At 74.2% G+C, this 23,568-nt stretch carries 25 protein-coding genes; 9 read left to right on the top strand and 16 right to left on the bottom strand.

What is annotated here, in order from left to right:
• The first annotated feature begins 23 nt into the window (after positions 1–23).
• Both PYR91_RS08460 and PYR91_RS08455 read left to right on the top strand, forming a co-directional pair.
• Complete coding sequence (locus PYR91_RS08460; protein ID WP_279778724.1) at positions 24–650, top strand: redoxin domain-containing protein; 627 nt, start codon at positions 24–26, stop codon at positions 648–650.
• A 1-nt stretch (position 651) separates the two neighbouring features.
• Positions 652–1,509, top strand: a complete 858-nt coding sequence (locus PYR91_RS08455; protein ID WP_279778723.1) for a cytochrome c biogenesis CcdA family protein — start codon at positions 652–654, stop codon at positions 1,507–1,509.
• A gap of 20 nt (positions 1,510–1,529) precedes the next feature.
• On the opposite strand, the gene PYR91_RS08450 is transcribed toward PYR91_RS08455, so the two are convergent.
• The 10 genes from PYR91_RS08450 to PYR91_RS08405 all read right to left on the bottom strand — a co-directional run bounded on the left by PYR91_RS08450 (position 1,530) and on the right by PYR91_RS08405 (position 11,300).
• Entirely contained in the window at positions 1,530–2,744 is a 1,215-nt protein-coding gene (locus PYR91_RS08450) for a HAMP domain-containing sensor histidine kinase (protein ID WP_279778722.1), read from the bottom strand.
• Entirely contained in the window at positions 2,741–3,409 is a 669-nt protein-coding gene (locus tag PYR91_RS08445) for a response regulator transcription factor (RefSeq protein WP_279778721.1), read from the bottom strand. Before PYR91_RS08445 ends, PYR91_RS08450 begins: the two co-directional genes overlap by 4 nt.
• 10 nt (positions 3,410–3,419) lie before the next feature.
• Positions 3,420–4,274, bottom strand: a complete 855-nt coding sequence (locus tag PYR91_RS08440) for a trypsin-like peptidase domain-containing protein (protein WP_279778720.1) — start codon at positions 4,272–4,274, stop codon at positions 3,420–3,422.
• A gap of 9 nt (positions 4,275–4,283) precedes the next feature.
• Entirely contained in the window at positions 4,284–5,231 is a 948-nt protein-coding gene (locus PYR91_RS08435; protein ID WP_279778719.1) for a VWA domain-containing protein, read from the bottom strand.
• Positions 5,228–6,190 carry a DUF58 domain-containing protein gene (locus tag PYR91_RS08430; protein WP_279778718.1) on the bottom strand — a complete coding sequence of 321 codons (963 nt, stop codon included), beginning with the start codon at positions 6,188–6,190 and terminating at the stop codon, positions 5,228–5,230. Before PYR91_RS08430 ends, PYR91_RS08435 begins: the two co-directional genes overlap by 4 nt.
• Positions 6,187–7,179 (bottom strand): MoxR family ATPase, encoded by a 993-nt coding sequence (locus PYR91_RS08425; protein WP_279779231.1) that lies wholly within the window; start codon positions 7,177–7,179, stop codon positions 6,187–6,189. Before PYR91_RS08425 ends, PYR91_RS08430 begins: the two co-directional genes overlap by 4 nt.
• Before the next feature lie 44 nt (positions 7,180–7,223).
• Positions 7,224–7,391 carry a hypothetical protein gene (locus PYR91_RS08420; protein ID WP_279778717.1) on the bottom strand — a complete coding sequence of 56 codons (168 nt, stop codon included), beginning with the start codon at positions 7,389–7,391 and terminating at the stop codon, positions 7,224–7,226.
• Between the two features lie 113 nt (positions 7,392–7,504).
• Positions 7,505–9,811, bottom strand: a complete 2,307-nt coding sequence (locus tag PYR91_RS08415) for a xanthine dehydrogenase family protein molybdopterin-binding subunit (protein ID WP_279778715.1) — start codon at positions 9,809–9,811, stop codon at positions 7,505–7,507.
• Positions 9,808–10,803, bottom strand: a complete 996-nt coding sequence (locus PYR91_RS08410) for a xanthine dehydrogenase family protein subunit M (RefSeq protein ID WP_279778714.1) — start codon at positions 10,801–10,803, stop codon at positions 9,808–9,810. Before PYR91_RS08410 ends, PYR91_RS08415 begins: the two co-directional genes overlap by 4 nt.
• Entirely contained in the window at positions 10,800–11,300 is a 501-nt protein-coding gene (locus PYR91_RS08405) for a 2Fe-2S iron-sulfur cluster-binding protein (protein WP_279779230.1), read from the bottom strand. Before PYR91_RS08405 ends, PYR91_RS08410 begins: the two co-directional genes overlap by 4 nt.
• Positions 11,301–11,424: 124 nt before the next feature.
• Here PYR91_RS08405 and PYR91_RS08400 point away from each other — a divergent pair, with 124 nt between their 5' ends.
• Positions 11,425–12,078 (top strand): TetR family transcriptional regulator, encoded by a 654-nt coding sequence (locus PYR91_RS08400; RefSeq protein WP_279778712.1) that lies wholly within the window; start codon positions 11,425–11,427, stop codon positions 12,076–12,078.
• 21 nt (positions 12,079–12,099) lie between these two features.
• Here the strand turns inward: PYR91_RS08400 and PYR91_RS08395 are convergent, their stop codons facing one another.
• Both PYR91_RS08395 and PYR91_RS08390 read right to left on the bottom strand, forming a co-directional pair.
• Positions 12,100–13,206: an alcohol dehydrogenase catalytic domain-containing protein gene (locus PYR91_RS08395; RefSeq protein WP_279778710.1), complete on the bottom strand. Its 1,107-nt coding sequence runs from the start codon at positions 13,204–13,206 to the stop codon at positions 12,100–12,102.
• A complete protein-coding gene (locus PYR91_RS08390; protein WP_279778709.1) occupies positions 13,203–13,643 on the bottom strand; it encodes a thioesterase family protein in 441 nt (146 codons plus the stop codon). Before PYR91_RS08390 ends, PYR91_RS08395 begins: the two co-directional genes overlap by 4 nt.
• Positions 13,644–13,800: 157 nt before the next feature.
• Here PYR91_RS08390 and PYR91_RS08385 point away from each other — a divergent pair, with 157 nt between their 5' ends.
• A complete protein-coding gene (locus tag PYR91_RS08385; RefSeq protein WP_279778708.1) occupies positions 13,801–14,823 on the top strand; it encodes an NAD-dependent epimerase/dehydratase family protein in 1,023 nt (340 codons plus the stop codon).
• 190 nt (positions 14,824–15,013) lie between these two features.
• Here the strand turns inward: PYR91_RS08385 and PYR91_RS08380 are convergent, their stop codons facing one another.
• Positions 15,014–15,307, bottom strand: a complete 294-nt coding sequence (locus PYR91_RS08380; RefSeq protein ID WP_279778706.1) for a hypothetical protein — start codon at positions 15,305–15,307, stop codon at positions 15,014–15,016.
• A gap of 544 nt (positions 15,308–15,851) precedes the next feature.
• Between PYR91_RS08380 and PYR91_RS08375 the strand changes: the two genes are divergently transcribed.
• From PYR91_RS08375 to PYR91_RS08360, 4 genes are all read left to right on the top strand, one after another.
• Positions 15,852–17,021: a hypothetical protein gene (locus tag PYR91_RS08375; RefSeq protein WP_279778704.1), complete on the top strand. Its 1,170-nt coding sequence runs from the start codon at positions 15,852–15,854 to the stop codon at positions 17,019–17,021.
• 223 nt (positions 17,022–17,244) lie between these two features.
• Positions 17,245–18,126, top strand: coding sequence for a hypothetical protein (locus tag PYR91_RS08370; RefSeq protein WP_279778703.1), 882 nt, complete (start codon positions 17,245–17,247; stop codon positions 18,124–18,126).
• Positions 18,123–18,521, top strand: a complete 399-nt coding sequence (locus PYR91_RS08365; RefSeq protein ID WP_279778702.1) for a phage holin family protein — start codon at positions 18,123–18,125, stop codon at positions 18,519–18,521. Before PYR91_RS08370 ends, PYR91_RS08365 begins: the two co-directional genes overlap by 4 nt.
• On the top strand, positions 18,497–19,183 hold the full coding sequence (locus PYR91_RS08360) for a DUF3618 domain-containing protein (RefSeq protein WP_279778701.1): 687 nt from the start codon (positions 18,497–18,499) through the stop codon (positions 19,181–19,183). The genes PYR91_RS08365 and PYR91_RS08360 overlap by 25 nt, the downstream gene beginning before the upstream one ends.
• A 129-nt stretch (positions 19,184–19,312) precedes the next feature.
• On the opposite strand, the gene PYR91_RS08355 is transcribed toward PYR91_RS08360, so the two are convergent.
• Complete coding sequence (locus PYR91_RS08355; protein WP_279778700.1) at positions 19,313–20,248, bottom strand: DUF5996 family protein; 936 nt, start codon at positions 20,246–20,248, stop codon at positions 19,313–19,315.
• A 186-nt stretch (positions 20,249–20,434) separates the two neighbouring features.
• On the opposite strand from PYR91_RS08355, the gene PYR91_RS08350 reads away from it, so the two are divergent.
• Positions 20,435–21,829, top strand: coding sequence for a serine/threonine-protein kinase (locus PYR91_RS08350; protein WP_279778699.1), 1,395 nt, complete (start codon positions 20,435–20,437; stop codon positions 21,827–21,829).
• Between the two features lie 118 nt (positions 21,830–21,947).
• Here the strand turns inward: PYR91_RS08350 and PYR91_RS08345 are convergent, their stop codons facing one another.
• Together PYR91_RS08345 and pstB are read right to left on the bottom strand one after the other, a co-directional pair.
• Positions 21,948–22,709 carry a response regulator transcription factor gene (locus PYR91_RS08345; protein WP_279778697.1) on the bottom strand — a complete coding sequence of 254 codons (762 nt, stop codon included), beginning with the start codon at positions 22,707–22,709 and terminating at the stop codon, positions 21,948–21,950.
• A gap of 25 nt (positions 22,710–22,734) precedes the next feature.
• Positions 22,735–23,562: a phosphate ABC transporter ATP-binding protein PstB gene (pstB, locus tag PYR91_RS08340; RefSeq protein ID WP_279779229.1), complete on the bottom strand. Its 828-nt coding sequence runs from the start codon at positions 23,560–23,562 to the stop codon at positions 22,735–22,737.
• Positions 23,563–23,568: the final 6 nt, after the last annotated feature.

Below are 23,568 nucleotides of genomic sequence, written 5' to 3'. Positions count from 1 at the left end.
CCCTCCGCGCCTAGGCTGGCCGCATGCTCAGAGTTCGAACGGCGGTCGCCGCCCTGGTGGCGGGCCTGATGGTGACGGCATGCGGGGGCGCGGGGCGCGGCGAGGCGGTAGGGGAACCGCCCGGCGACACCCCGTTGTCGGCGACCGTCGAGCCTCTGCCTGAGCCGGATGGGGGTCGCGGCACCGGGCGGTCCGCGACCCCCGCCGCAGACCCGAGCCGGACGCCCGGCCCCGCGGCCACCGTCCCCCCGGCGTTGAAGTTCACCGCCACGACGCTGGGCGGCGACCCCTTCCGGGGCGCGAGCCTCGCGGGCAGACCGGTCGTCTTCTGGTTCTGGGCGCCGTGGTGCCCCAAGTGCCTCTCGGAGGCGCCCGCCGTCAAGCGGGCCGCGGCCAAGTACGGCGACGTCGCGTTCGTCGGGGTCGCCGGCCTGGACACCGAGGAGGCGATGAAGGAGTTCGTGCGGCGCACCGGCACCGGCACGATCGTGCAGCTCTCGGACGAGAAGGGCGCGGTGTGGAGCAGGCTCGGCGTCACCAGCCAGTCGACGTTCGTGTTCATGCGGCCGGACGGCTCCACCGAGAAGGCCTCGGGCCCGCTCGGCGCCGACGAGCTGGACGCGCACGTCCGCGAGCTGCGCGCGGCGTGAGGTGAGCGCCGACCTGCCGCTGGCCCTGGCGCTCACCGCCGGCACGGTCGCGGCGTTCAACCCCTGCGGCTTCGCGATGCTCCCGGCGTACGTCGCCATGCTCGTCGCCGGCGACCGGCCCGGGCGGCGCGGCCCCGTGGGGCGGGCGCTGCTGCTCTCGGCGGCGATGACCTGCGGGTTCGTCACGGTGTTCGGCCTGTTCGGGCTGATCGTGACCCCGCTCGCCGTCTCCGCCGGGCGGTACCTGCCGTGGGTGACGATCGTCATCGGGGTGGCGCTCACCGCGCTCGGGCTGTGGCTGCTGAGCGGGCGGGAGCTGCTGCTCCGCGTCCCGGGGCTCGGCCGGGGCCGCCCGACCGGCTCGGCCGCCTCGCTGTACGGGTACGGCGTGTCGTACGCGGTGGCCTCCCTGTCGTGCACCGTCGGGCCGTTCCTCGCGGTCACCTCGGCGTCCCTGGTGAGCGGCGGCGTGCTCGGCGGCCTGGCGACGCTGGTCGCCTACGCGCTGGGGATGGGCCTGGTCGTCGCGGCGCTGTCGCTGGTCGTCGCGCTGGCCGGGGAGGCGGCGGCCGCGCGGGCCCGGCGCGTCCTGCCGCACGTGTCCAGGGCGAGCGGCGGCCTCATGCTCCTGGCCGGGCTGTACGTCGCCTACTACGGCTGGTACGAACTGCGCCTCTTCTCGGGCACGGTGCTCGGCGACCCGGTCGTGGACGCTGTGACCGCCGTCCAGGGGGCGGTGGCCGGCTGGGTCGAGGGCTTCGGCGCCGCGTGGATCGCCGTCGCGCTCGTCGCCCTGGCCCTCGGCGTGTTCGCGGTGCGCGGGTCGCGGCGCGGCGCGCGACCGTCCGGGGACGGCTGACGGCGACGGCGTCGGCGCACCTAGGCCGGGCGCCGCGGATGGCCGGCCAGGGCGAGCGGGTCGCCGTCGGGCAGCTCGCCGGGGAGGCCGTCGGGGGCGGGCAGCCAGAGCACGAACGTGCTGCCCTCGCCGACGCGGGAGAACAGCCGCGCGTGGCCGCCGTGCGACTCCACGATCTGCCGGACGATCGCCAGGCCCAGGCCGGTGTGCCGGTCGCGGCGGCTGGTCTCGCCGCGCCAGAAGCGGTCGAAGACCCGGCCCTGGTCCTCCTCGGGCAGGCCGGGGCCCGCGTCCCGCACCGCCGTCCACACCCAGCCCCCGGTCCGGCCGGCGGCCACGGTCACCTCCGAGCCCGCCGGCGCCAGCCGCACGGCGTTGGACAGCAGGTTCCCGACGGCCCGCCGCAGCGCGTCGTGGTCGCCGATCACGGCGAGCCCGCCGGGCAGGACGCGGCGCAGCGTGAGCCCGCGCCCGGCGGCCAGGGTGGCGAACTCCTCGCAGGCCTCGTGCGCCACCTCCCCCACGTCGACGTCTGCGTCGACCAGGGCCGGGGCCGCGCGGCGGGCCGTGGCGAGCAGGTCCTCCACGAGGCGGGTCATGCGGGTGGTCGCCCGGTCGACGATCACCGCGGCCCGCGCGCGTTCCTCGTCGGTGCTCTCGGGCGAGGTGAGCACGGCGTCCACGTTCGCCCGGATGATGGCCAGCGGGCTGCGCAGCTCGTGGGAGGCGTCGTCGATGAGCTGCCGCTGCGCGCGGAACGCCCGCTCCAGGCGGTCGAGCATGGTGTCCACGGTGTCGGCGAGGTCGCGCAGCTCGTCCCTCGGGCCGGTGAGCTGGATGCGGCGGGTCAGGTCGGTCGCCTGGATCTCCGCGGCGGTGCGGGTGATCGCGCGCACCGGCCGCAGCACCCGGCCCGACAGCACCCACCCGATGCCCAGGCTCGCGACGAAGAGCGCGCCCAGCGTGGCGAAGGAGTAGTTGCGCAGGATCTCCATCGTCTGGACGTTGACCGCGTTCTCCACCTCCGCCACCAGCACGACCTCACGCTTGCCCAGGTAGGTGTCGCCCTGGTAGGCCTTGGCGAACTTCGTGGCGTAGGGCCGCTGCTCGGTGCTCTTGGAGACCGCGTAGTAGATGCCGCCGATCACCAGGGCGGCCAGCACGAACAGCAGGCCCGAGTAGAGCACCGCGAGCCGGAACCGGATGGTCTGCGCGAAGGCGGGCACCCGGTTCACGTCTTCTCCCTGAGCCGGTAGCCCTTGCCGATCACCGTGTCGATCAGCCCCTCCACGCCGAGCTTGCGGCGCAGGTTGCCGACGGTGACGCGCACGGTGTTGGTGAACGGGTCGGTGTGCTCGTCCCAGACGTGTTCGAGCAGCTCCTCGGTGGAGACGACGTGCCCGGGGCGGGTCATCAGGTAGTGCAGCACGCCGAACTCCTTGGGCGTGAGGTGCAGCTGCCGTCCGGTGCGGTGCGCCTCGAACCGGGCGGTGTCCAGCCGCAGCTCGCCCACCTCCAGCACCGAGGTGCCGCCGGTGTCCCTGCGTAGCAGGGCGCGCACCCGGGCCAGCAGCTCGGGGAAGGCGAACGGCTTGACCAGGTAGTCGTCCGCTCCCTCGTCCAGGCCCCTGACCCGGTCGTCCAGGCGGTCCCTGGCCGTCACCATGAGGATCCGCACCGCCTGGCCGTACTCGGCGCGGCGCACGGCGCGGCACAGCTCGAAGCCGTCCCCGTCGGGCAGGTTCAGGTCGAGCAGCACCAGGTCGTAGGAGTTGACCTGGAGCTTCTCCTGCGCCTGTGCGACGTCGTAGGCGACGTCCACGGCGTAACCGGCACGGACGAGGCCGACCCTGAGCGCGTCGACCAGGTCCTCCTCGTCCTCGACTACGAGCAACCTCATGGTGATGAACCTAGTTTCGGATTATCCGTTCCGCGACGTTCGCGGCCCGGTCGACGGGGATGGCGAACCCGATCCCGATGGAGCCGCCGCCCCGGCGCGAGAGGATCGCCGTGTTCACGCCGATCACCTCGCCCCGCGCGTTGACCAGCGGCCCGCCGGAGTTGCCGGGGTTGATGGAGGCGTCGGTCTGCACCGCCGTCAGCCGGCCCCGGCCGAGCGGCACCTCGCGGTCGACGGCGCTGACGATGCCGGAGGTCACCGTGCCAGAAAGGCCGAGCGGCGACCCGACGGCCAGCACCTGGTCGCCCACCGCGACGTCCCGCGAGCGGCCGAGGACGGCCGGGGTGAGCCCGGAGACGCCGTCCACCTGGAGCACCGCCAGGTCGTTGCCGGTGTCGGAGCCGATGACCCGGGCCGGCTCGCGGCGGCCGTCGTCCAGGACGACGGTCACCTCCGAGCCCGTCCCGACGACGTGGGCGTTGGTCAGGACGTGGCCGTCGGCGTCGATGACGAAGCCGGAGCCGGTCCCGCCGCGCGCCTCCACCGAGACGACGCTCGGCAGCACCCGCGCGGCGACCGCGCTGAGCGCGCCCGGCGCCGCGACGGGGCCGGAGCTCGACCGGGGAAGGGCCGCCGGAGCCGGGTCCGGGGCCGCGTTCAGCCCGGCTCCGGCGAACCCCGCCGCCCCGCCGGTGACCGCCGCGACGATCGCGGCGGCCAGCAGGACGCGTGCGGCGCCCGGTGGGCGCGCGGGCGGCGCGGGGGCGCCGTGGGGCGCCGGCGGTGCCGTCCGCCCGGGGTGCTCCATGACCGCCCGCAGGAAGTGGGGACCGCGCGGCGTGCCGAGTCCCATCTGGTCGTTCATGCCTGCCTCCTACGGGAGCCTGGAGAACCACAGCATCGAGGTGGCCGCCGCCAGCATCGCGGCCAGCAGCCCCGCGCCGACGAACCACGGCCACACCTCGCGCCGCTCGGTGCGGTAGCCCACCGACGTGCCGATGTCGTCGTAGACCGCCTGGAGCTGGTCGCCGGAGGCCGCCTCGTAGAACCCGCCGCCGGTGCCGTCGGCGAGGCCCTTCAGCGAGGGGCCGTCGACCGGCACCGGCACCTCGCGGCCGCCGATGTCGATGACGCCGTCGGCCGTGCCGTAGGCGATCGTGGTGACCGGCACGCCGCTCTCGGTCGCCTGCCTGGCCGCCTGCTCCACCGGCCGGCCGGTGGTGTTGGAGCCGTCCGACAGCAGCACGACGTGCGCGGGCGGCGGGTCGGCGTCGGCGTCGGCGTCCAGCGACCTGATCGCGTCGAGCGAGGTGGAGACCGCCTCGCCGATGGCGGTGCCCGAGCTGGTGGTGAGCCGGTCGATCGCCGCCAGCACGGCCGGGCGGTCGGTGGTGGGCGGCACGCTCACCGCCGCCGCCGCCGAGAACGCCACCAGTCCGAGGTTGAACCGAGGCGGCAGCCCCTGTACGAACTCCCTGGCCGCGTTCCGCGCCGCGGTGAACCGGTCGGGTGACACGTCGGTGGCCTCCATGGACGCCGACACGTCGAACGCAACCATGATCGTCGCCCGTTCGCGCGGCACCTGGACGTCGGCGCTCGGCCGGGCGAAGCCCACGACGAGCAGGACGAGCATGGCGCCGAACGCCGCGGCGGGCACGTGCCTGCGCCGGCCGGGCCCTTTGGGGGCGACCTTCTCCAGCAGGTCGAGGTTGGTGAACCGGACGGCGTACCGGCTGCGCCGACGGTGCATGACGACGTACAGGGCCAGGATGGCGAGCACCGGGACGAGCAGCCACAGCCACACGGGCGATGCGAGCGTCACGCGGCGTCACCCCCCGTGCCGGGCCCGCCCGGCGCGCGCCGGGCGGCGGACATGGCGGGGGCGGCTCCGGCCAGCCGGCGCTGGGTCATGACGTGCGTGACCACGTCCCTGATCCAGTCGCGGTCGGTGCGCAGCCGCATGTGCGCGGCGCCGGAGCGCCGGACGGCCTCGCCGATGGCCCCCCGCTGCCGAGCCGCCGCCTGCGCGTAGCGCTCCCGCAGGCGGGCCGACGCCGTGCTCACCTCGCGGCGCCTTCCCGTCTCGGGGTCGGTGAGCGTCAGCACGCCGACGTCGGGCAGGGTCAGCTCCCGGGGGTCGACCACCTCGACGACCAGCACCTGGTGCCGGACGCCGAGCAGGCGCAGCGGGCCCTCCCAGGTGGCGGGGTCGTCCAGGAGGTCGGACACGACCACCGCGAGGCATCGGCGGCGCAGCGAGCGCCGCAGCTCCTCGATGGCCGTCCCCAGCGGCCGGGACGGGCCGCCCGGCGGCACTCGGGGCAGGCGGGACACCGCGTTCAGCAGCGACAGCAGCCGCGGCCGGCCGCTCCTGGCCGGGACGCGGCGCACGCCGCCCCCGTGCAGGATGTGGGCGCCGACGCGGTTGCCGGTGCGGTCGGTCAGGAACCCCACGGCGGCGACGGCGGCCAGGGCCAGGTCGCGCTTCTCCATCAGGCCGGTGCCGAAGTCCATGCTGGCGCTGGCGTCGAGCAGCACCCACGTCTCCAGCTCCCGGTCGGCCACCATGTCGCGCACGTGCGGCTCCGACATGCGGGCGGTCACGTTCCAGTCCATGTGCCGCACGTCGTCGCCGGGCGCGTACGCCCGCGCGTCGGCCGGCTCGCTGCCGGGGCCGGGCAGCAGCCCCAGGTGGTCGCCCTGGAGCAGTCCGTCTAGCCGGCGCACGATGCTCAGCTCCAGGCGGCGCAGCACCGGCTCCGCGCCCAGGTGCCCGGTCACGCCGCCTCGCCGTGCTGCGGGGCCACCTGCGGCTGGGGCACGGCCGCGACCACCTGGTCGACGACGTGGCGCGCGGTGACGCCGTCGGCCAGCGCGTCCAGCGAGAGCACGAGCCGGTGGGCGAACACGTCGTGCGTCAGGTCGCGGACGTCCGACGGCAGCACGTACTCGCGCCCGCGCACCAGGGCCAGCGCCCGCGCCGCGGCGACCAGGCCGAGCGTCGCCCGGGGGCTGGCGCCGAACGCCAGCAGGCGGCCGACCTCCGGGACGCCGAACCGGTCGGGCTCCCGCGTGGCGTACACCAGGCGGACGACGTACTCGGCCACGGCGTGGTGGACGAACACCTCCTGAGCCTGCCGCTGCAGGGCGAGCAGGCGCTGCGGGTCGAGGATCCGGTTGGGCGTGGGCGGGTCCGCGCTCATCCGGTAGAGGATCGCGAGCTCCTCCGACTCGCTCGGATACCCCACGTCGATCTTCATCAGGAAGCGGTCGCGCTGCGCCTCGGGCAGGTGGTAGACCCCCTCGGACTCGATGGGGTTCTGGGTGGCCAGCACCTGGAAAGGCGCCGGCGTCCGGTGGGTGTGGCCCCCGATGCTGACCTGCCGCTCGGCCATGACCTCCAGCAGCGCCGACTGCACCTTGGCGGGCGCGCGGTTGATCTCGTCGGCGAGCACGAAGTTGGCCATCACGGGGCCGAGCTCGACCTCGAAGCTCTCGGTCGACGGGCGGTAGATGCGCGTGCCGACGATGTCGGCCGGCACGAGGTCGGGGGTGAACTGGATGCGCGCGAACGAGCCGCCCACCACGCCGGCGAGCGTCTCGGCGGCGAGTGTCTTGGCGATGCCGGGGACGCCTTCGAGCAGGCAGTGCCCGCGGGCCAGCACCGCCACGAGCAGCCGCTCGACCAGCAGGTCCTGGCCCACGATCACCCGCTTGACCTCGAAGAGCGCCCGTTCGAGCAGCGCCGTGCGCGCGGCGGGCTCGCGCATCGGGTCGGGCAGGGGGTGCGGGCCGGTCACGGGACGGGGTTCGGTCATGGGGCCACCGTCGGGGCGCCCTTGGGACAGTCGTCGAGCACCAGGCGCAGCTCGACCGCGTCCGGTCCGGGGTCGGCGTGGGCCACGCTGCCCGTGGTCAGCAGCGCGCCGCCGCTCAGCGCCATGACCAGCCCGACGGTCTTCCATCGTGATGCGCGTGCCATGGGTGTCTGTCTCCCTCTGAGAATGGAGTGCACGGCACCTATGGCATCAACCCGCCCCGAAAACCCGGGTAACTGCCCTCTTTACCCTTTCTTTCGGTCGCTGTTCCGGCTGGTCACAGCAGTTTGTCGAGGGTGATCGGCAGGTCGCGCACCCGCCGGCCCGTCGCGTGGTGGACGGCGTTGGCGACGGCGGCGGCGACGCCGGTGATGCCCACCTCGCCGACGCCGATCAGGCCCAGCGGCATGGTCGGGTCGGGCTCGTCGAGGTAGTGCACCTCGATCGGCGGGATGTCGGCGTGCACGGGCACGTGGTACTCGGCCAGGCTCGGGTTCATGACGCGCCCGGTCCGGGGGTCGACGAGCGTCTCCTCCGACAGCGCCATGCCGATGCCCATCACGATGCCGCCGCGGAGCTGGCTGGCGGCGGTCTTCGCGTTGATCACCCGGCCGACGTCGAACGCCCCCACCCAGCGCGTCACGCGGACCTCGCCGGTGTCGGGGTCGACGCGCACCTCGCAGAAGTGCGCCCCGCAAGCGGCCTTCACCCAGCGCCGCCGGTCGTTCAGGACCTTCCCTACGGTGCGGGCCTGGGAGACCATCGCGCCGACGCGGGTGTCGGACCCGACCCGGGCCTCGACGGAGTCCCGGCCGGCCCGGGCCAGGATCGCCGGGTAGCTCTCGCCGGCCCCGCGGCCGTCCGCCGGGTACAGCCCACCGTCGCGGGCCAGCACCCCGCTCGCCCGCGTGCCGCGCAGCGGGGACTCCGGCGACCGCCTGGCCAGCGCGAGCACCGACCGCTTCAGCTTCTCGGCCGCCGGCAGCAGGCTCGCCGCGATGCTCGCCGTCTGCGCGGAGCCGCCCGCGGCGGGCCCGCCGGGCAGGAGGGAGTCGCCGTACTCGACCCGGACGGCCGCGACCGGCACGCCGAGCGCGTCGGCCGCGATCTGCGCGACGACCGTCGCCGAGCCCATGCCCATCTCCTGGAAGGCGCACCGGACCAGGACGCCCCCGTCGGCCGACAGCCGCACGGTGACGTTGGCGGCGAGCTGCCACGACGGGTGGTAGGCCGAGGCGACGCCCATGCCGACGAGCCACCGGCCGTCGCGCATCGAGCCGGGCGCGGGCGTGCGCTCGGGCCAGCCGAACCGCTCGGCGCCCAGCTCGTAGGCCTCCCGCAGCATGCGGTGGGCGAAGCGCTTGCCGTCGAGCGGGTTGACCGTGGGCTCGTTGCGCATCCGCAGCTCGATGGGGTCGAGCCCCAGCTTGTACGCCAGCTCGTCGACCGCGCTCTCCAGCGCGAAGGTCCCGATCGCCTCGCCGGGCGCGCGCATCATCGTGTTGGGCAGCAGGTCGAGCGTGACCAGGTTCTGCTGGAGCAGGATGTTCTCGGCGTCGTAGAGGTGCCGCGACTGGGAGGTGATCTGCTCGCCGCCGCCGCCCACCCGGCCCACCCGCGCCACGCTGGTGTGGACGAGCGCGGTGAGGCGCCCGTCGGCGCGCGCGCCGAGCGCCACCCGCTGCGTCGACGGCGTGCGGCCGCCGACGGTGCGGTAGACCCCCTCGCGGGTGAGCTCCAGCCGCACCGGCCGGCCGGCCACCCGGGCGGCGAGCACCGCGAGCACGGTGCCGGCCCAGACCATGCCCTTGCCGCCGAAGCCTCCGCCGACGTACGGCGAGAGCACCCGGATGTTCCTCTCGGGCACGCCGAACCGCAGGGCGAGCTGCCCGCGCGTCCAGGCGATGCCCTGCGTCGCCTCGTGGACGGTCAGGCGGTCGCCGTCCCAGGCGGCCGTGGTCGCGTGCGGCTCCAAGGCGTTGTGGTTGTGCTGCGGCGTGCTGAACCGCAGGTCCACCGACACCGGCGCCGCGGCCAGCGCGGCCCGCGCGTCGCCCTTCCTCGCGCCGCCCGACTGCAGGGCGTTGCTCTTCTGCGGTTCGGCGTTCCCCTCCTCGGCGGCGAAGTCGACCACGGCCTCCAAGCGCTGGTAGGCGACCTCGACCAGGCTCGCGGCGTGCAGGGCGGCGTCCCGCGTCTCGGCCACGACGACCGCGACCGGCTGGCCGTTCCAGTGCACCTCGTCGGTGTTGAGGTAGTTGACCGACGTCCCGGTGGCGAGCGAGACCAGGTTGAACGGGCTGATCTTCGGCGGCGGCTTCATCGCCGGCGCGTTCAGGTGGGTGATCACCGTGAGCACGCCGGGGACGGCTGCGGCCGCCGCGGTGTCGATCGCGGTGATCCGGCCGCGGGCGACGGACGAGTGCGCGAGCGCGGCGTGCGCGAGGTCGGGGTAGGGGTGCTCGGCGGCGAACCGGGCGGCGCCCGTCGTCTTGGCCGTGCCGTCCACCCGGTCGATCGGGGCGCCGACGGCGCTCCCGGTCGTCTCGCGGAGCGGCGGGGTCCGCACCTCGGTCTGGGTCATGCGGCGCTCCCGTCGGTGAGCAGCCGGCGCAGCGTCGCGGTGATCGTGCGCCGGGCCAGCTCGATCTTGAAGGCGTTGTGCGGCTGGGCCGCCGCGGGCGCGAGCTCGGCCTCGGCCGCGCGCCGGAAGGACTCCTCGGTGGCCGGCGCGCCGAGCAGCACTCGCTCGGCCTCCCGCGCCCGCCAGGGCTTGGCGGCCACGCCGCCCAGGGCCAGCCGCACCCCGGCCACCGCGCCGCCGGTCACCTCCAGCGCCGCGGCCACGGAGACCAGCGCGAAGGCGTACGACGCGCGGTCGCGCACCTTGCGGTAGCGCGAATTCGCCGCGAGCGGCGACGCCGGCAGCTCGACCGCCGTGACCAGCTCGTCCGCCGCCATGACGGTCTCGATGTGCGGGGTGGCGCCGGGCAGCAGGTGGAAGCCGTCGACCGGGACGCGGCGGGTGCCGCGCACGCTCCGCACCTCCACCGTGGCGTCGAGGGCCGCCAGCGCGACGCACATGTCGGAGGGGTGCGTCGCGATGCACGCCTCGCTGGCGCCGAGGACGGCGTGGCCGCGGGTGAACCCGCCGATCGCGTCGCACCCGGCGCCGGGCTCACGCTTGTTGCACGCGGCCGTGTCGTCGTAGAAGTACGGGCAGCGGGTGCGCTGCAGCAGGTTGCCGCCCACGGTGGCCATGTTGCGCAGCTGCGCCGAGGCGCCGGTGAGGATGGCCTGCGACAGCACCGGGTACCGCGCCCGGATCAGCGGGTGCGCCGCGAGGTGGCTGTTGCGGGTGAGCGCCCCGACGCGCACGCCGCCGCCGGGCAGCTCCTCCACCTCGGTCAGCGGGAGCGCGGAGATGTCGACGACGGTGTCGGGGGACTCGACGCGCTCGCGCATCAGGTCGACGAGGTTGGTGCCGCCGCCGATGAACTTGGCGTTGGGCTCGGACGCGATCGCGCCGACCGCCGTCGCGACGTCGGTCGCGCGCACGTAGGAGAAGGTCTTCACCGGACCGCTTCCTTTCCCACGACCTCCTGGATGGCGCCGACGATGCCGTTGTAGGCGCCGCAGCGGCACAGGTTGCCGCTCATGCGTTCCCTGATCTCAGCGTCCGTCAGCGCGGCCGCCGAGCAGAGGTGCTCGGTGACGGCGCTCGGCGCGCCGGCGCCGTGCTCGGCGAGCATGCCGACCGCCGAGCAGATCTGGCCGGAGGTGCAGTAGCCGCACTGCAAGCCGTCGTTCCTGACGAACGCGGTCTGCAGCGGGTGCGCCTCGCCGTCGCGGGCGAGGCCCTCGATCGTGGTGATGTCGCGGCCCTCGTACTGGACGGCCAGCGCGAGGCAGGAGTTGATGCGCTCGCCGTCGGCGAGCACCGTGCAGGCTCCGCAGGCGCCCTGGTCGCAACCTCGCTTGGTGCCGGTCAGGCCGAGCCGCCCGCGCAGCAGGTCGAGCAGGCTGACCTGCGGTTCCAGGGCGACCGACACCTCGGACCCGTTCACCCGCATCCGCACGCTGATCACCCGATCATCCTCCGTGGCTCGTGTTGGGATATGCCGCGACGTTAACAGAACGTCGTCCGCTTAACAAGAGGACGACGTTCTGTTAAGCCGGTCGTATGCTTGCGTGGTCATGGCAGATTCGGCGTTCATGCGGGCGAGGCGGCCCGAGCACAAGCAGCAGCGGCGCGAGGCCATCCTCGCCGCCGCACGCGAGCTCGCCCTGCGTTCGGGCGTGCGCAACGTCAGCCTGGGCGGCGTCGCGGCGGCCGTCGGTCTGGCGAAGTCCAACGTCGGGCGTTACTTCGGCACGCGCGAGGAGATCTACCTCGAGCTCGCCGCCGAGGAGTGGCGGCGGTGGGACGCCGCGGCCGCCGAGCGCCTGAGCACAGCCGAGGGCGCCGACGACGTCGTGGCGGCGCTGGTGGACACCGTCGCGGAGCTGCCGCTGCTCTGCGACCTGCTCGGCCACACGTCCACCAGCCTGGAGCACAACGTGTCGCTGCCCGCCGCCCGCGCCTTCAAGCAGACGGTGTCCGGCGTCGTGACCCGCATCGGCGAGCGGGTCGCCAAGGCCCACCCCGAGCTGACCGCGAGCGAGGGCACCGACCTGGTGTCGGTGGTCGTCATGCTGGCCGGAAGCCTGTACCCCCTCGTCAACCCGCCCGAGACCATGAAGCGCCTGTACGCCGAGAACCCCGAGATCGCCGCCCTGTGCCCCCCGTTCGTCCCGACGATGCGCCGCGCCGCCACCGTCTTCGCCGCCGGCCTCCCCCGGGTGCGCTGACGCGGCCGGCGTCGGCCCGGCTCAGAAGACGATGACCTGGCGCACGGCCTCGGCGGTGCGGAGGCGGTCGAAGGCCTCGTTCACCTCGTCCAGGGTGATGCGGTGGGAGAGCAGCGCCTCGACCGGGAGCACGCCCGAGCGGTACATCGCGATGAAGCGCGGGATGTCGCGGCGCGGGACGCAGGAGCCCAGATAGCTGCCGCGCAAAGTCTTCTCCTCGGCGACCAGGCTGAGCGCCGGGAGCGTGAGCCGCCTGTCGGGCGCCGGGAGGCCCACGGTGACGATCGTGGCGCCGGGGGCGGCGGCCAGGTAGGCCTGTTCGAGCACCGGGACGACGCCGGTGGTGTCGATCACCTTCTCCACGCCCAGCTCGCGCAGCGGCCCGGTGTCCCTGGCGGTGTGGGTGGCGCCCAGCTCGCGGGCCAGGGCGAGCTTGGCGTCGACCAGGTCGACGGCGACCAGGGTGGCCGCGCCCGCCGCCTTGGCGGCCAGCAGCGCGGCCAGGCCGACGCCGCCGAGGCCGAGCACCGCGACGGCGTCGCCGGGCGCGACCGCGGCGGCGTGGAGGGCGGCGCCGGCGCCGGTGAGCACCGCGCAGCCGAACAGGGCGGCGACCTCGAAGGGAAGGTCCTTCTCGACACGCACCGCCGAGCGGGACGACACGACGATGTACTCGGAGAACGCCGAGACGCCCAGGTGGTGCCGGGGCCGGTCGCCGCCGGCGCCGGTGAACCGCGTGCCGCCGCCGAGCAGGGTGCCGTCGCGGTTGGCCTCGGCGCCGGGCCCGCACAGGGCCGGGCGCCCGCTCGCGCAGCGGGGGCAGTGGCCGCAGGCGGGGACGAAGGCCAGCACCACGTGGTCGCCGGGCGCGAACTCGGCCCCCTCGCCCGCCGCCACCACCTCGCCGGCCGCCTCGTGGCCCAGGGCCATGGGCAGCGGCCGGGGGCGTGAGCCGTCGACCACCGACAGGTCGGAGTGGCACAGCCCGGCCGCGCCCACCCGCACCAGCAGCTCGCCGGGGCCCGGGTCGTCCAGGGCCAGCGACCGCACCTCCAGCGGGCGCGAGCGCGCGTACGGGGCCGGGCGGCCGGACTCCACCAGGACGGCGGCGCGCGTGCGGGTGCTCATCCGTCCTCCCGGCCGTCGCCGGAGCCGGCGGCGGGCACGACGAGCTTCTCCATGGCCGCGCGGAGCGGCGCCGGGATCTCGACGGGCCGGCGCGTGCCGCGGTCGACGAAGACGTGCACGAAGTGCCCGTCGGCGACCGGCGTCCGCCCGTCGGACCGGAACAGTCCGAGCTCGTACCGGACGCTGGTGCGCCCGAGGCGGCCGACCCGCAGGCCGACGCGGATCGCCTCGGGGAAGGCGACGGAGGCGGTGTAGGAGCAGTGGGACTCCACGCACAGGCCGATCGCGGCACCGCCGTGGATGTCCAGCCCGGCGCGCTCCACGAGCCAGGCGTTGATCACCGTGTCCATCAGCGCGTAGTGGACGGCGTTGTTGACGTGCCCGTACACGTCGTTGTCCTTCCACCTGGTGGGCACGGTCTCCCAGTGCGCGTACACGCCGGCTCCCCACGCTCGGATCCAGAGAATAGAACTATATTCCAGTGCTCGCTGCGCCGGGGCGGGGCCCTAGCGTGTTCCGGGGGTTCAGCTACGGGCGATTGCGCTGTCAGCGTGCGCCCGTCACCCCGGGGGAGCCGGGCACCACAGTAGGCATATGAAGGTACTCATACTGGGCGGTTCGGAGTTCGTGGGGCGCGCGTTCGTGGAGGAGGCGCTGTCGCTGGGCTGGCCGGTGACGGTCTTCAACCGCGGCACCCACCCGCCGCCCCCGGGGGTCACGGCGCTGCGCGGCGACCGCTCGGCGCCGGGCGGGCTGGCCGCCCTGGAGCACGGCGAGTGGGACATCGTGGTCGACACCTGGTCGTGGGCCCCGTCCGCGGTACGCGACACGGCCCGGCTGCTCGCCGGGCGGGCCGGCCACTACGTGTACGTGTCGAGCCGGTCGGTCTACGCCTACCCCGCTCCCGCCGGAGCGACGGAGGACGCGCCGGTGGTCGAGTCCACCCCCGACCGCGCCGACGCCGACGACTACGCCGCCACCAAGAGGGGCGGCGAGCTCGCCGCGCTCGGCGCCTTCGGCGACCGGGCGCTGCTGGCGCGCGCCGGCCTGGTGCTCGGCCCGTACGAGAACATCGGGCGCCTGCCGTGGTGGCTGCTCCGCGTCGCGCGCGGCGGGCCGGTGCTGGCCCCCGGCCCGGCCGACGCCGAACGGCCGCTCGTCGACGCCCGCGACCTCGCCGCGTGGAGCCTCGCCGCCGCCGCGCGCGGCCTCGCCGGGCCGTACGACGTGGTCTCGCCGCCCGGGCACGCCACCATGCGCACGTTGCTCGAAGCCTGCGTGAAGGTCACGGGCTCGGACGCCGAGCTGTGGTGGGCCGGCCCCGAGCCGATCCTCGCGGCCGGCGTCCAGCCGTGGACCGACCTGCCGATCTGGCTTCCGCCGGGCGAACTCGACGACCACATCTACAGCGGCGACGTGTCCAAGGCCGTGGCCGCGGGGCTGCGATGCCGCCCCGCCGAGCAGACGGTCGCCGACACCTGGGCCTGGCTGCGGCGCATCGGCGGCGAACCGCCGATGCGCCCCGACCGCCCGTCCGTCGGCCTCGACCCCGCGGTGGAGGCCGCCCTGCTCGAAGGGCTGCGCCCCCACGGCGGGGGCCGCCCGGTTCGGCCGTGACATCGCGAGGACGTCACGGCGGGGGTCGCCCGGTTCGGCCGTGACATCGCGAGGACGTCACGGCGGCGACCGCCCGGTTCGGCCGTGACGTCCCGAGGGCGTCACGGCGGGGACCTGCCCATTCCACGGTGACATCCCCGGGCCGCCCCGGCCGGCTTCGCGCCGGCCGGGACGGCTCGGGCCGTTCCCGTCACCCCCGCCGGGGGCCGGCGGGTATGTCGCCCGGCTCTGCCGGGTCGGGGCCTGCTCGCGGCCGCCGGGTGCCGGCGTGCCGCGGGATCACGATGACCAGCGCGGCCTCGGCCGCCCCCCGTGCGTGGCCCGGCACGCTCGCCGGCGGCTCGTCGCCACCGCGGGCGCTCACCACCACCACGATCGTGTCCCGGCCGTGCCGGCCGTCCTCCTCGTACACCTGACCCGATGCCGGGCCCAGCGGTCCTTCGGTGAGGGCCGTCGCGGCCTGCTCTCCCCAAGGCGTTCCCATCGCTGCTCCTTCCGCGACGATGGTGGTCTGATCCCCCTCCGGCGAGGGGGTTTTCACCACCCGATCCGCGGCGCCGCCGGGCAGGGCAGGACGGAGACCGTCGAAACAGGAGATGGGAGCGCACCTTCGCCCGCTGCTGTCAGCCCCCGCGGGTCTCCCGTCTCCGTGATGTCGTACCCACCCCAGACCATGCCGGACCAGCTGATTTCGCCCAGCGAACCCAGTGCGCGGCGGGACGGTACGGTGAGCCACGACGCCATCGCCGAGCGTGACGGTGGCGTGTGATCGCGGCGGATCGACGCCCGGCGGTTACCACAGACGGGCTTCGCGAGTGGCCATACCGCCCTAACTCCGGCGCCCCATTGATGTGCCATCAGCGGGCGCGCCTCACGGTGACCGGCGCGGCCCGCCGCCTCCCGCGGTTCGCCCGTTGTTCACCCGCCGGCTGTCAACCGCGCCCGCGGGTCTCCCGTCCTCTCCGTGATGCTCCATCCGCCTCAGACGGCGCCGGGCCGTACCGGCCGGCGCGGAGGGAAGGATCACGATGAGGATCACCCGGCTCACCCGGCTCACTCGGCTCGCCCGGCCGGCCGCCGTCGTCCTGCTCGCCCTCGTCCCCGCTCTCGCCGTCCCGGCCGCGGCCGAGGGAGCCCCGTCGGTCGCGCCGGGCGTGCCCTCGCTCACCGCCTCCCCGGCGGACGCGGCGGCGATCCAGCGGCCTCGCTGGAGGATCTCCCAGGCGGGACGCCTGCCCGAGGGCTACCTCAGCTCGGTGACCGCGCCCGGCCCGGAGGCGGCCTGGGCGGCGGGCCACCAGCGCGACGAGTCCGGTGTCGCGCACGGCGTCGTCCTGCGCTGGAACGGGGACCGGTGGAGGCGGGTGCCCGCGAGCGCGCTGCCCGACATCGGCTACTGGCACTCGGTGAGCGCGTCCTCCCCGCGCGACGTGTGGGTCTACGGATGGGGCCAGCGGGAGGCGGCGGTGGCGCGCTTCGACGGCGCCTCGTGGCGGCGGGTGCCGATGCCCGTCCTGCCCGAGGGCGCCTCCACCGCCTATGCCGAGCTGGCCGTCGCGCGCGGGGCGGCGTGGCTGGCCGGCGAGACCTGGGTGGCGCGCTCCTCCGGCGGCACGTGGGAGACGACGAGCCTGCCGGAGGGAGTGCACATCACCTCCATCGACGCGCGCACCCCCTCCGACGTGTGGATGGCCGGCTACGTCTTCGAGCCCGGCAGCGGCGTCCAGCCGTACACGACCCGCTGGGACGGCGCCGCGTGGAGCCCCGTCGACATGCCGGAGAACGATCTCGTCGTGACCGACGTGTACGCCGGCGGCCGTGACGACGTGTGGGTCACCGGGTGGATCCCCGAGGGCGAGGAACAGCGCCCGGCCGTCCTGCGCTGGGACGGAGAGGTCTGGCGGGACGCCGGCCTGCCGGACGAGGGGCAGACGCCGACCGCGATCAGCGGCGACGGCCGTGGCCGGCTCTGGGTCACCGGCGACCCGGCCGGCTTCCAGGGCCCGCCCCTCTTCTGGCGCTATGACGGCACCGGCTGGCTGACGGTCGCCGGCGAACTCCCGCCGGGCGGGCGCGCCGAGATCATGAACGGGCTCGCCCCCGTTCGCGGCACCAACCGGCACTGGGCGGTCGGCGGTTATTCGGTCGACGACGGAGAAGTCTCCCGCGGCTTCGAGCTCATCGCGCGAGACGGCTGACGGACGGTACGGCGGGGCCACAACACCCTTACCGACCGTGATCTCGGCGTGGCGGAGAATCAGGCCCACTCCAGGGCTTGCGGCGAACAAACGTTATAAAACGCTATATCCGCCTATCTTCGACGTCTTATGTATATGCCGTCGATGGCGTAAATCATCGGTTCCTTTCGTCCTCCGGGGGTAGCACGGGGCTTCCAGCGACAGGACGTCTACGGAGGAATCTGTGAGCGAATACCCAGCGAATTACGGCAGCACGGGGGCGCCCACTCCCCAGGGCGGCCAGGACACCACTCAGCGCGCGAAGGAAGCCGCCGGTGAGGTGGCGGGCACGGCCAAGCAGGCCGCCGGGCAGGTCGCCGGCACGGCCAAGCAGCAGGCCGGCGCGGTCGCGGGCGAGGTCAAGACCCAGGCCGGGCAGGCCATCGGGCAGCTCAGGAGCCGCGCCTCCAAGGAGGCCGACTCGCAGGCCCAGCGAGCGGCGCAGGGCATCCGCCAGTGGGCCGACGACCTGAGCTACATGGCCGAGAACAGCAAGCCCGACTCGCCGATGCGCACGGCCACCCACCACGTCGCCGAGACCGGCAAGCGCGCCGCCGACTACCTGGAGGAGCACGGCGTCGCCGGGGTGGCGCAGGACGTGCAGCGGTTCGCGCGCAAGCGCCCGGGAGTGTTCCTCGCGGGGGCGCTGGCCGCGGGTTTCCTGGTGGGACGGCTGGCCAAGGCCGGCATGTCCGCCGACGAGCCCGACGAAGGCCGCGCGTCACGGGACGGCCGCCAGGACTACGACCGGCTTCAGACCACCTATCCCGCCCCGACCGGTTACGGCTACGCCACCCCGCAGCCGGAGCCGTACACGAGCGGGCCGGAGCCGTACGCGGACCCGCAGGCTCCGTACACGAGCCCCCAGACTCCGTACACGAGCCAGCAGACTCCGTACACGAGTCAGGAGGCTCCGTACACGAGTCCGGATCAGGTGGAGTACACCGGCGGCACCGGGTACACCGAGTACCCCTCGGCCGCGCCGCAGCCCGGCGCGCCCACCCCCGGCCAGGCCCGGCCGTACGGCGAGGAGCCCTCGGCCGCACCCGGTGAGGAGCGCAGATGACCATTCCACGCGACCCGTCGGAACGCTCGCTCGGGGAGCTGGTCGGTGAGATCGGCGAGGACCTGTCCAAGCTGTTCCAGCAGGAGGTCGAGCTCGCCAAGACCGAGCTGCGGGAAGAGGCCGCCAAGGCGGGCAAGGCCGCGGGACTGCTGGGCGGCGCCGGCTTCGCCGGTGTCATGACCGCGGTGCTGCTCAGCTTCGCCCTCGTCTTCGCGCTGGCCAACGTCATGGACGCCGGATGGGCGGCGCTGATCGTCGGCGTGCTGTGGGCGGGCGCGGGAGCGGCGCTGTTCAGCGTCGGGCGCACCCGCATGCGCCAGGTGGACCCGAAGCCGCGGGAGACCATCCAGACCCTCAAGGAGGATGCCCAGTGGGCTCGCGATCTGACGAGTTGAGACAGGAGATCGCCCGTACCCGGGCCGAGCTCACCACCGACGTGGATCGCCTGGCCGACCGCACCAGCCCGGCGCGGATCGTACGGCGGCGCACCGAACAGGTACGTTCGGCGGCCCGCGACCTTCGAGAGCGAGTGATGGGAACACCCATGGACAGGGTTCAGCAGGGCTCCCACCAGGCGGTGGGCGCCTTCCAGCAGGGCACGGACGCGGTGCAGCACGGCACGCACCAGGCGGTCGGCGCGGTGCAGCACGGCGCCCACCAGGCGGCCGAGGTCGTCCAGCACGGCGCCCACCAGGCCGCCCAGGCCGTGAAGTCGGTGCCCGCCCAGGCGGCCAGGACGACCCGCGGCAACCCGATGGCCGCCGGCCTCATCGCCTTCGGCGCGGGGCTGCTCGCGGCCACCGTCATCCCCGAGACCCGTGCGGAGCGGCAGGCCGCCCGGCAGATGAAGGACCAGGCCCAGGCGCTGGCCGAGCCGGTCGCCGAATCGCTCAGGGAGTCGGCGGACAACCTGAGGCAGGAGGCGAAGGACGTCGCCCAGCAGGCTGCCGAGCAGGTGCGGGGCACCGCGGCCGACGCCGCCAGGACGACCCGCGAGGAGGCCGACGACCAGGCACGGCGCGTCAAGGACACCGCCACCGGCTTCACCGAGCGGTGACCGAGGTCCGGCCGGGGTCCCGCGCCGCGCGGCGCGGGTCCCCGGCGGACGCGCCGGCCAGGCGGTCCCTCAGCCGCACGGAACCCCTTCGGCCCCAGAAGGCCTCCGTCGCACGGCCGGCCGACCGGCTCAGCCCCGCACGCCGACGCGCGGGTCGGTGACCCCGCCGGGGCAGGCGTACCGGCCGGTGTCCCAGCCGGCCCGCCGGGCTCCGGCCTGGTAGGCGCTCTCGTAGAACGCCAGTACGGCGCCGCGCGGATCGGCCTCGGCGCGGACGGCGGCGTAGGGCAGCACGGCCAGGTGGCCGCCCCGCTGCTCGATCCACCGGGCGTCCTTCGGCGCCAGAGGCTCCGACACCAGCCCGTCGGGCTCGGGAGCGGTGTAGGAGTAGAAGGCGGCCTCGGGGAAGGCGTCGTCGCCGAACCAGAACCCCGAACTGATCACCTCGCGCGAGTAGGCCTCGCGTGTCACCGGGTCCGCCTCGGGCGGCTGGTCGACGGCGCGGTCGGAGAACCGCGTGCAGGCGATGTCGAAGGTGTGCCAGAAGTGGTGCACCGGGCTGGTCTTACCGGAGTACCCGGCGGCGAACTCCTCCAGCAGGAGGTTCACCTCGCTGAGGACCCGCCAGTAGCGGTGCGCCATGACGGGGTCGTAGGCCGCGTGCTCGGTGTCCTCGGCGAACGGCCGGCCGGAGTCGGGCAGGTCGAACGGCCGCGGCACGTTCATCCGCGCCTCGACGTCCAGGTGGGCCAGTGCCCGCAGGGTCTCCTCGTAGAACGACGCCACCGACCGGCCGTACAACGGGATCGACACCGTCCTGCCGTCGGTCGAGGTGAGGACGAGCTGGTGGCCGACGAAGTCGAAGTCGATCGTGAAGATCACGTCGCCGTCGCGCATCGGCCGGGTGGTGAGGCCGCGCCCGGTGAGGTGGAAGGGGACGTTCCACCAGTGGTTGCGGCGGATTCCGGCGGCGAGCCGGATCTTCCCCACCACCTGGGCGAAACGGTGCAGGGTGGCCTTGGTGTCCTGCCACGATGCCAGCGGAAGTTCCGGAAACGGTTCCATACCGTGATCCTCTCCCGCGTCGCCCTCCGCGCGCGATCGCCGCACCGCCTGCGGACCGCTCGTGGCGAACGGCGGGGTGGGCCGCCCCGCTTGACGGCGGGCCCGGCGGGCGCGAAAGTGCTTGCACGCCGGAGGCGGTCGGGGATCAGGTGATTGGTGTGGCATTGAGAGGGTAGCGAGGGATGCGTGGCTGGTTCTCAGGCGTCCGATCCCCATTTACCGGCGTCCACGCGTCTCGTCGCGGGACGCTACCGGCTGGTCGAGCCGCTGGGGCGCGGCGGCATGGGCGTGGTCTGGCGTGCCGAGGACCAGACGCTTCGGCGGGAGGTCGCGGTCAAGGAACTGCGGGGCCTGGCCGAGTTCACCAGCTATGAGCGGGAGCTGTTCACCGCGCGCACACTGCGCGAGGCCAGGACGGCCGGGCGGCTGAGCCACCCGAACATCGCGGCGGTCTACGACGTCTTCGAGGAGGACGGCCGGCCCTGGATCGTCATGCAGCTGGTGCCGTCCCGCACGCTCGCCGGGATCGTCGAGGAGGACGGCCCGCTGCCGCCCCGGCGGGTCGCCGAGATCGGCCTGCAGATGCTGGGCGCGCTGTGCGCCGCCCACGCGGCCGGGGTGACGCACCGGGACGTCAAGCCGGACAACGTGCTGGTGACCGCCGACGGCCAGGCCGTGCTGACCGACTTCGGCATCGCGACGCTGGACGAGGACGGCCCGGTGACCCGCACCGGCGTGCTGGTGGGCACGCCGGCGTTCGTCGCCCCGGAACGGGCGCTCGGCGGGCAGGCGCGGGCGGCGTCCGACCTGTGGTCGCTGGGGGTGACGCTGTACTTCGCGGTGGAGGGCCGTTCGCCGTTCCACCGTTCCCACGCGCTGGCGACCCTTGGAGCGATCCTGTACGAGGAGGCGCCGCCGTCCGCCCGGGCCGGGGCGCTGGCTCCGGTGCTCGACGGGTTGCTGGTGAAGGATCCCCGCGTGCGGATGTCCGCGTCCGAGGCGGCGCGGCGGCTGAGGGCGGTCGCCGCCGGCGGGACGCCCGAACCGGTGCGCCGGTCGGCCACCTGGCGCGTGCCCTTGCCGGCCCGGCTCGCGGCGGCCCCCCGGCCGCCGGTCGCGTCACGCCCGAAGAGGTCGCGTGTTCTCGTCGCGACCGTCGCGTGCGCCGCCCTCGTGGGCGCGGTGGCGGGCGGCACCGCCTACGTGACCTCCCTGAGCGCCCCGCCCGCCGCGGACGTCGGTCCCGCCGCCGGCGCCCCGACCGTGACCGTCGTCCACACCCGCACGGCGAGCCCGGAGCCCGTCGACCATCGCACCACCCGGCCCGCGGCGCGCCGCGGCACCGACCCCGCGACCAGCCCGCGCCCCGTGACGCCGAAGGCGACCGGGAACACGCGCCCTCCCGTGGTCCCCAGACCCGAGGTGACGCGGTCCGTTCCCGTACGCAGCGACAACGCCCCGAGCAAGGACGACAAGAACGACAAGAACAACAAGAACAACAAGAACAACAAGAACGAGCTGAAGCTCAAGGTCAAGGTCGGCGTGCCCGGCAAGATCGCGGGTAAGCCCAAAGGCCCCTGAGCGCGGATCGCGGGTACGACGGCACGCCCTCGGGGTGGCTGCTTTTCGCCGTCTCCCGTCGCGGCGGTGGCCTTCCGCATCCGTCCGTGCGGGTCTGACGGCACGGAAAGGCGATGGGTCAGCGGCGCTCGGGGGAGACGAGGCGGTAGCCGACGCCGCGGACGGTGATGATGACGGAGTCATCGGTGTCGCCGAGGCGGGCCCGCAGCCGTTTCACGTGCACGGCGATGGTGTTGGTCGCGGTGGTGCCCGCGGAGGCGTTCCAGACGTGGCGCAGGATCTGCTCGCGCGTGACGGTGCGGTCGGCGTTGCGCATCAGGTAGTGCAGCAGCTCGAACTCCCGCAGCGGCAGGTGGACGACCCTGCCGTCCACCCGCACCTGGTAGGCGTTGGTGTCCAGCTCGATGTCACCGACGTGGATGGTGCGGCCGGTTCCGGACTCGCCGGAGGCCGCGGCCTGCACGAGCGGCAGCAGCTCGTGCACCCGGTAGGGGCGGGCGACGCAGGCGCTGGCCCCGGCCGCCAGGGCCAGCACGGCCTGTTCGGCGTCGGCCTGCCCGACGCCGAGCAGCACCGGCTGCGTCCGGTTGAGCCGGACCGCCTTGATGACCTCGACGGCGCCGATGACGGGAAGCGTCGCGCTGACCAGCACCACGTCCGGCCGGAGCGCGCCGGCCTGGATGAGCGCCTGGGCGCCGTCGGCGACCCCGGTCACCTCGACGCCCTCCCGCTCCAGCGTCCTGGCCAGCTCCCGCACCATCGACTCCTCGGGATCGGCCACCAGCAGAAGCGGGGCGGCCTGGGCGGCCGCCCATGTCCGCCTCGGCTCCTCGCCGCTTCGCGCGACGCCCGTCTCGGGTGCGGTCCGCGACTGGATCACCCACGTCCTCCTCTGGTGAGTGGTGTCACCCGAAGCGGCCGGTGATGTAGTCCTCGGTCCGCTTGTCGCTCGGGTTGGTGAAGATGCGGCTGGTCTCGTCGAACTCGACGAGGCGGCCGTGCCGTTCACCGGAGTCGTCCACTTCCGCGGTGAAGAAGGCGGTGCGGTCGGAGACACGTGCGGCCTGCTGCATGTTGTGCGTCACGATCACGATCGTGTAGTCGCGCGACAGCTCCTGCATGAGGTCTTCGATCTTCGTGGTCGCGATCGGGTCGAGCGCCGAGCAGGGCTCGTCCATCAGGATGACGTCGGGCTTCACCGCGATGGCGCGCGCGATGCACAGGCGCTGCTGCTGGCCGCCGGACAGGGCGAGAGCGTTCTGCTTGAGCTTGTCCTTGACCTCGTCCCAGAGCGCGGCCTTGGTCAGCGCGCCCTCCACCAGGTCGTCCATCTTCCCCTTCATGCCGATGACCTTGGGGCCGTAGGCGATGTTGTCGTAGATCGACTTGGGGAAGGGGTTGGGCTTCTGGAAGACCATGCCGATCCGGCGGCGGACCTCGATCGGGTCGACGTGGTCGCCGTACAGGTCCTCGTGGTGGTAGAGGATCTTGCCGGAGACCCGGGCGCCGATGATCAGGTCGTTCATGCGGTTGAAGCAGCGCAGCACGGTGCTCTTGCCGCAGCCCGACGGGCCGATCATGGCCGTGATCTCGCGGTTGCCGATCGTCATGTCGACGCCGCGCACCGCCTCGTAGTCGCCGTAGAAGACGCTGAGGCCCGAGACGGTGAACACCGGGTCGAGGGCTCCGAGGCTGCGGGGCGTTGCGGAGCCGCGGACGGTGAGGTTGGGCATGGAGGT

It is taken from the genome of Sphaerisporangium sp. TRM90804, from assembly GCF_029846175.1.
GTDB lineage: Bacteria > Actinomycetota > Actinomycetes > Streptosporangiales > Streptosporangiaceae > Sphaerisporangium.
This window is presented reverse-complemented; position numbering and strand designations above follow the sequence as displayed.

What these genes read in the sequence shown, in the direction of transcription:
- PYR91_RS08460 (WP_279778724.1), top strand. Translation starts at nt 24, where the DNA reads ATGCTCAGAGTTCGAACGGCGGTCGCCGCCCTGGTGGCGGGCCTGATG.
- PYR91_RS08445 (WP_279778721.1), bottom strand. Translation starts at nt 3,409, where the DNA reads ATGAGGTTGCTCGTAGTCGAGGACGAGGAGGACCTGGTCGACGCGCTC.
- PYR91_RS08440 (WP_279778720.1), bottom strand. Translation starts at nt 4,274, where the DNA reads ATGAACGACCAGATGGGACTCGGCACGCCGCGCGGTCCCCACTTCCTG.
- PYR91_RS08425 (WP_279779231.1), bottom strand. Translation starts at nt 7,179, where the DNA reads ATGCGCGAGCCCGCCGCGCGCACGGCGCTGCTCGAACGGGCGCTCTTC.
- PYR91_RS08420 (WP_279778717.1), bottom strand. Translation starts at nt 7,391, where the DNA reads ATGGCACGCGCATCACGATGGAAGACCGTCGGGCTGGTCATGGCGCTG.
- PYR91_RS08415 (WP_279778715.1), bottom strand. Translation starts at nt 9,811, where the DNA reads ATGACCCAGACCGAGGTGCGGACCCCGCCGCTCCGCGAGACGACCGGG.
- PYR91_RS08405 (WP_279779230.1), bottom strand. Translation starts at nt 11,300, where the DNA reads ATGCGGGTGAACGGGTCCGAGGTGTCGGTCGCCCTGGAACCGCAGGTC.
- PYR91_RS08400 (WP_279778712.1), top strand. Translation starts at nt 11,425, where the DNA reads ATGGCAGATTCGGCGTTCATGCGGGCGAGGCGGCCCGAGCACAAGCAG.
- PYR91_RS08395 (WP_279778710.1), bottom strand. Translation starts at nt 13,206, where the DNA reads ATGAGCACCCGCACGCGCGCCGCCGTCCTGGTGGAGTCCGGCCGCCCG.
- PYR91_RS08385 (WP_279778708.1), top strand. Translation starts at nt 13,801, where the DNA reads ATGAAGGTACTCATACTGGGCGGTTCGGAGTTCGTGGGGCGCGCGTTC.
- PYR91_RS08380 (WP_279778706.1), bottom strand. Translation starts at nt 15,307, where the DNA reads ATGGGAACGCCTTGGGGAGAGCAGGCCGCGACGGCCCTCACCGAAGGA.
- PYR91_RS08375 (WP_279778704.1), top strand. Translation starts at nt 15,852, where the DNA reads ATGAGGATCACCCGGCTCACCCGGCTCACTCGGCTCGCCCGGCCGGCC.
- PYR91_RS08365 (WP_279778702.1), top strand. Translation starts at nt 18,123, where the DNA reads ATGACCATTCCACGCGACCCGTCGGAACGCTCGCTCGGGGAGCTGGTC.
- PYR91_RS08355 (WP_279778700.1), bottom strand. Translation starts at nt 20,248, where the DNA reads ATGGAACCGTTTCCGGAACTTCCGCTGGCATCGTGGCAGGACACCAAG.
- pstB (WP_279779229.1), bottom strand. Translation starts at nt 23,562, where the DNA reads ATGCCCAACCTCACCGTCCGCGGCTCCGCAACGCCCCGCAGCCTCGGA.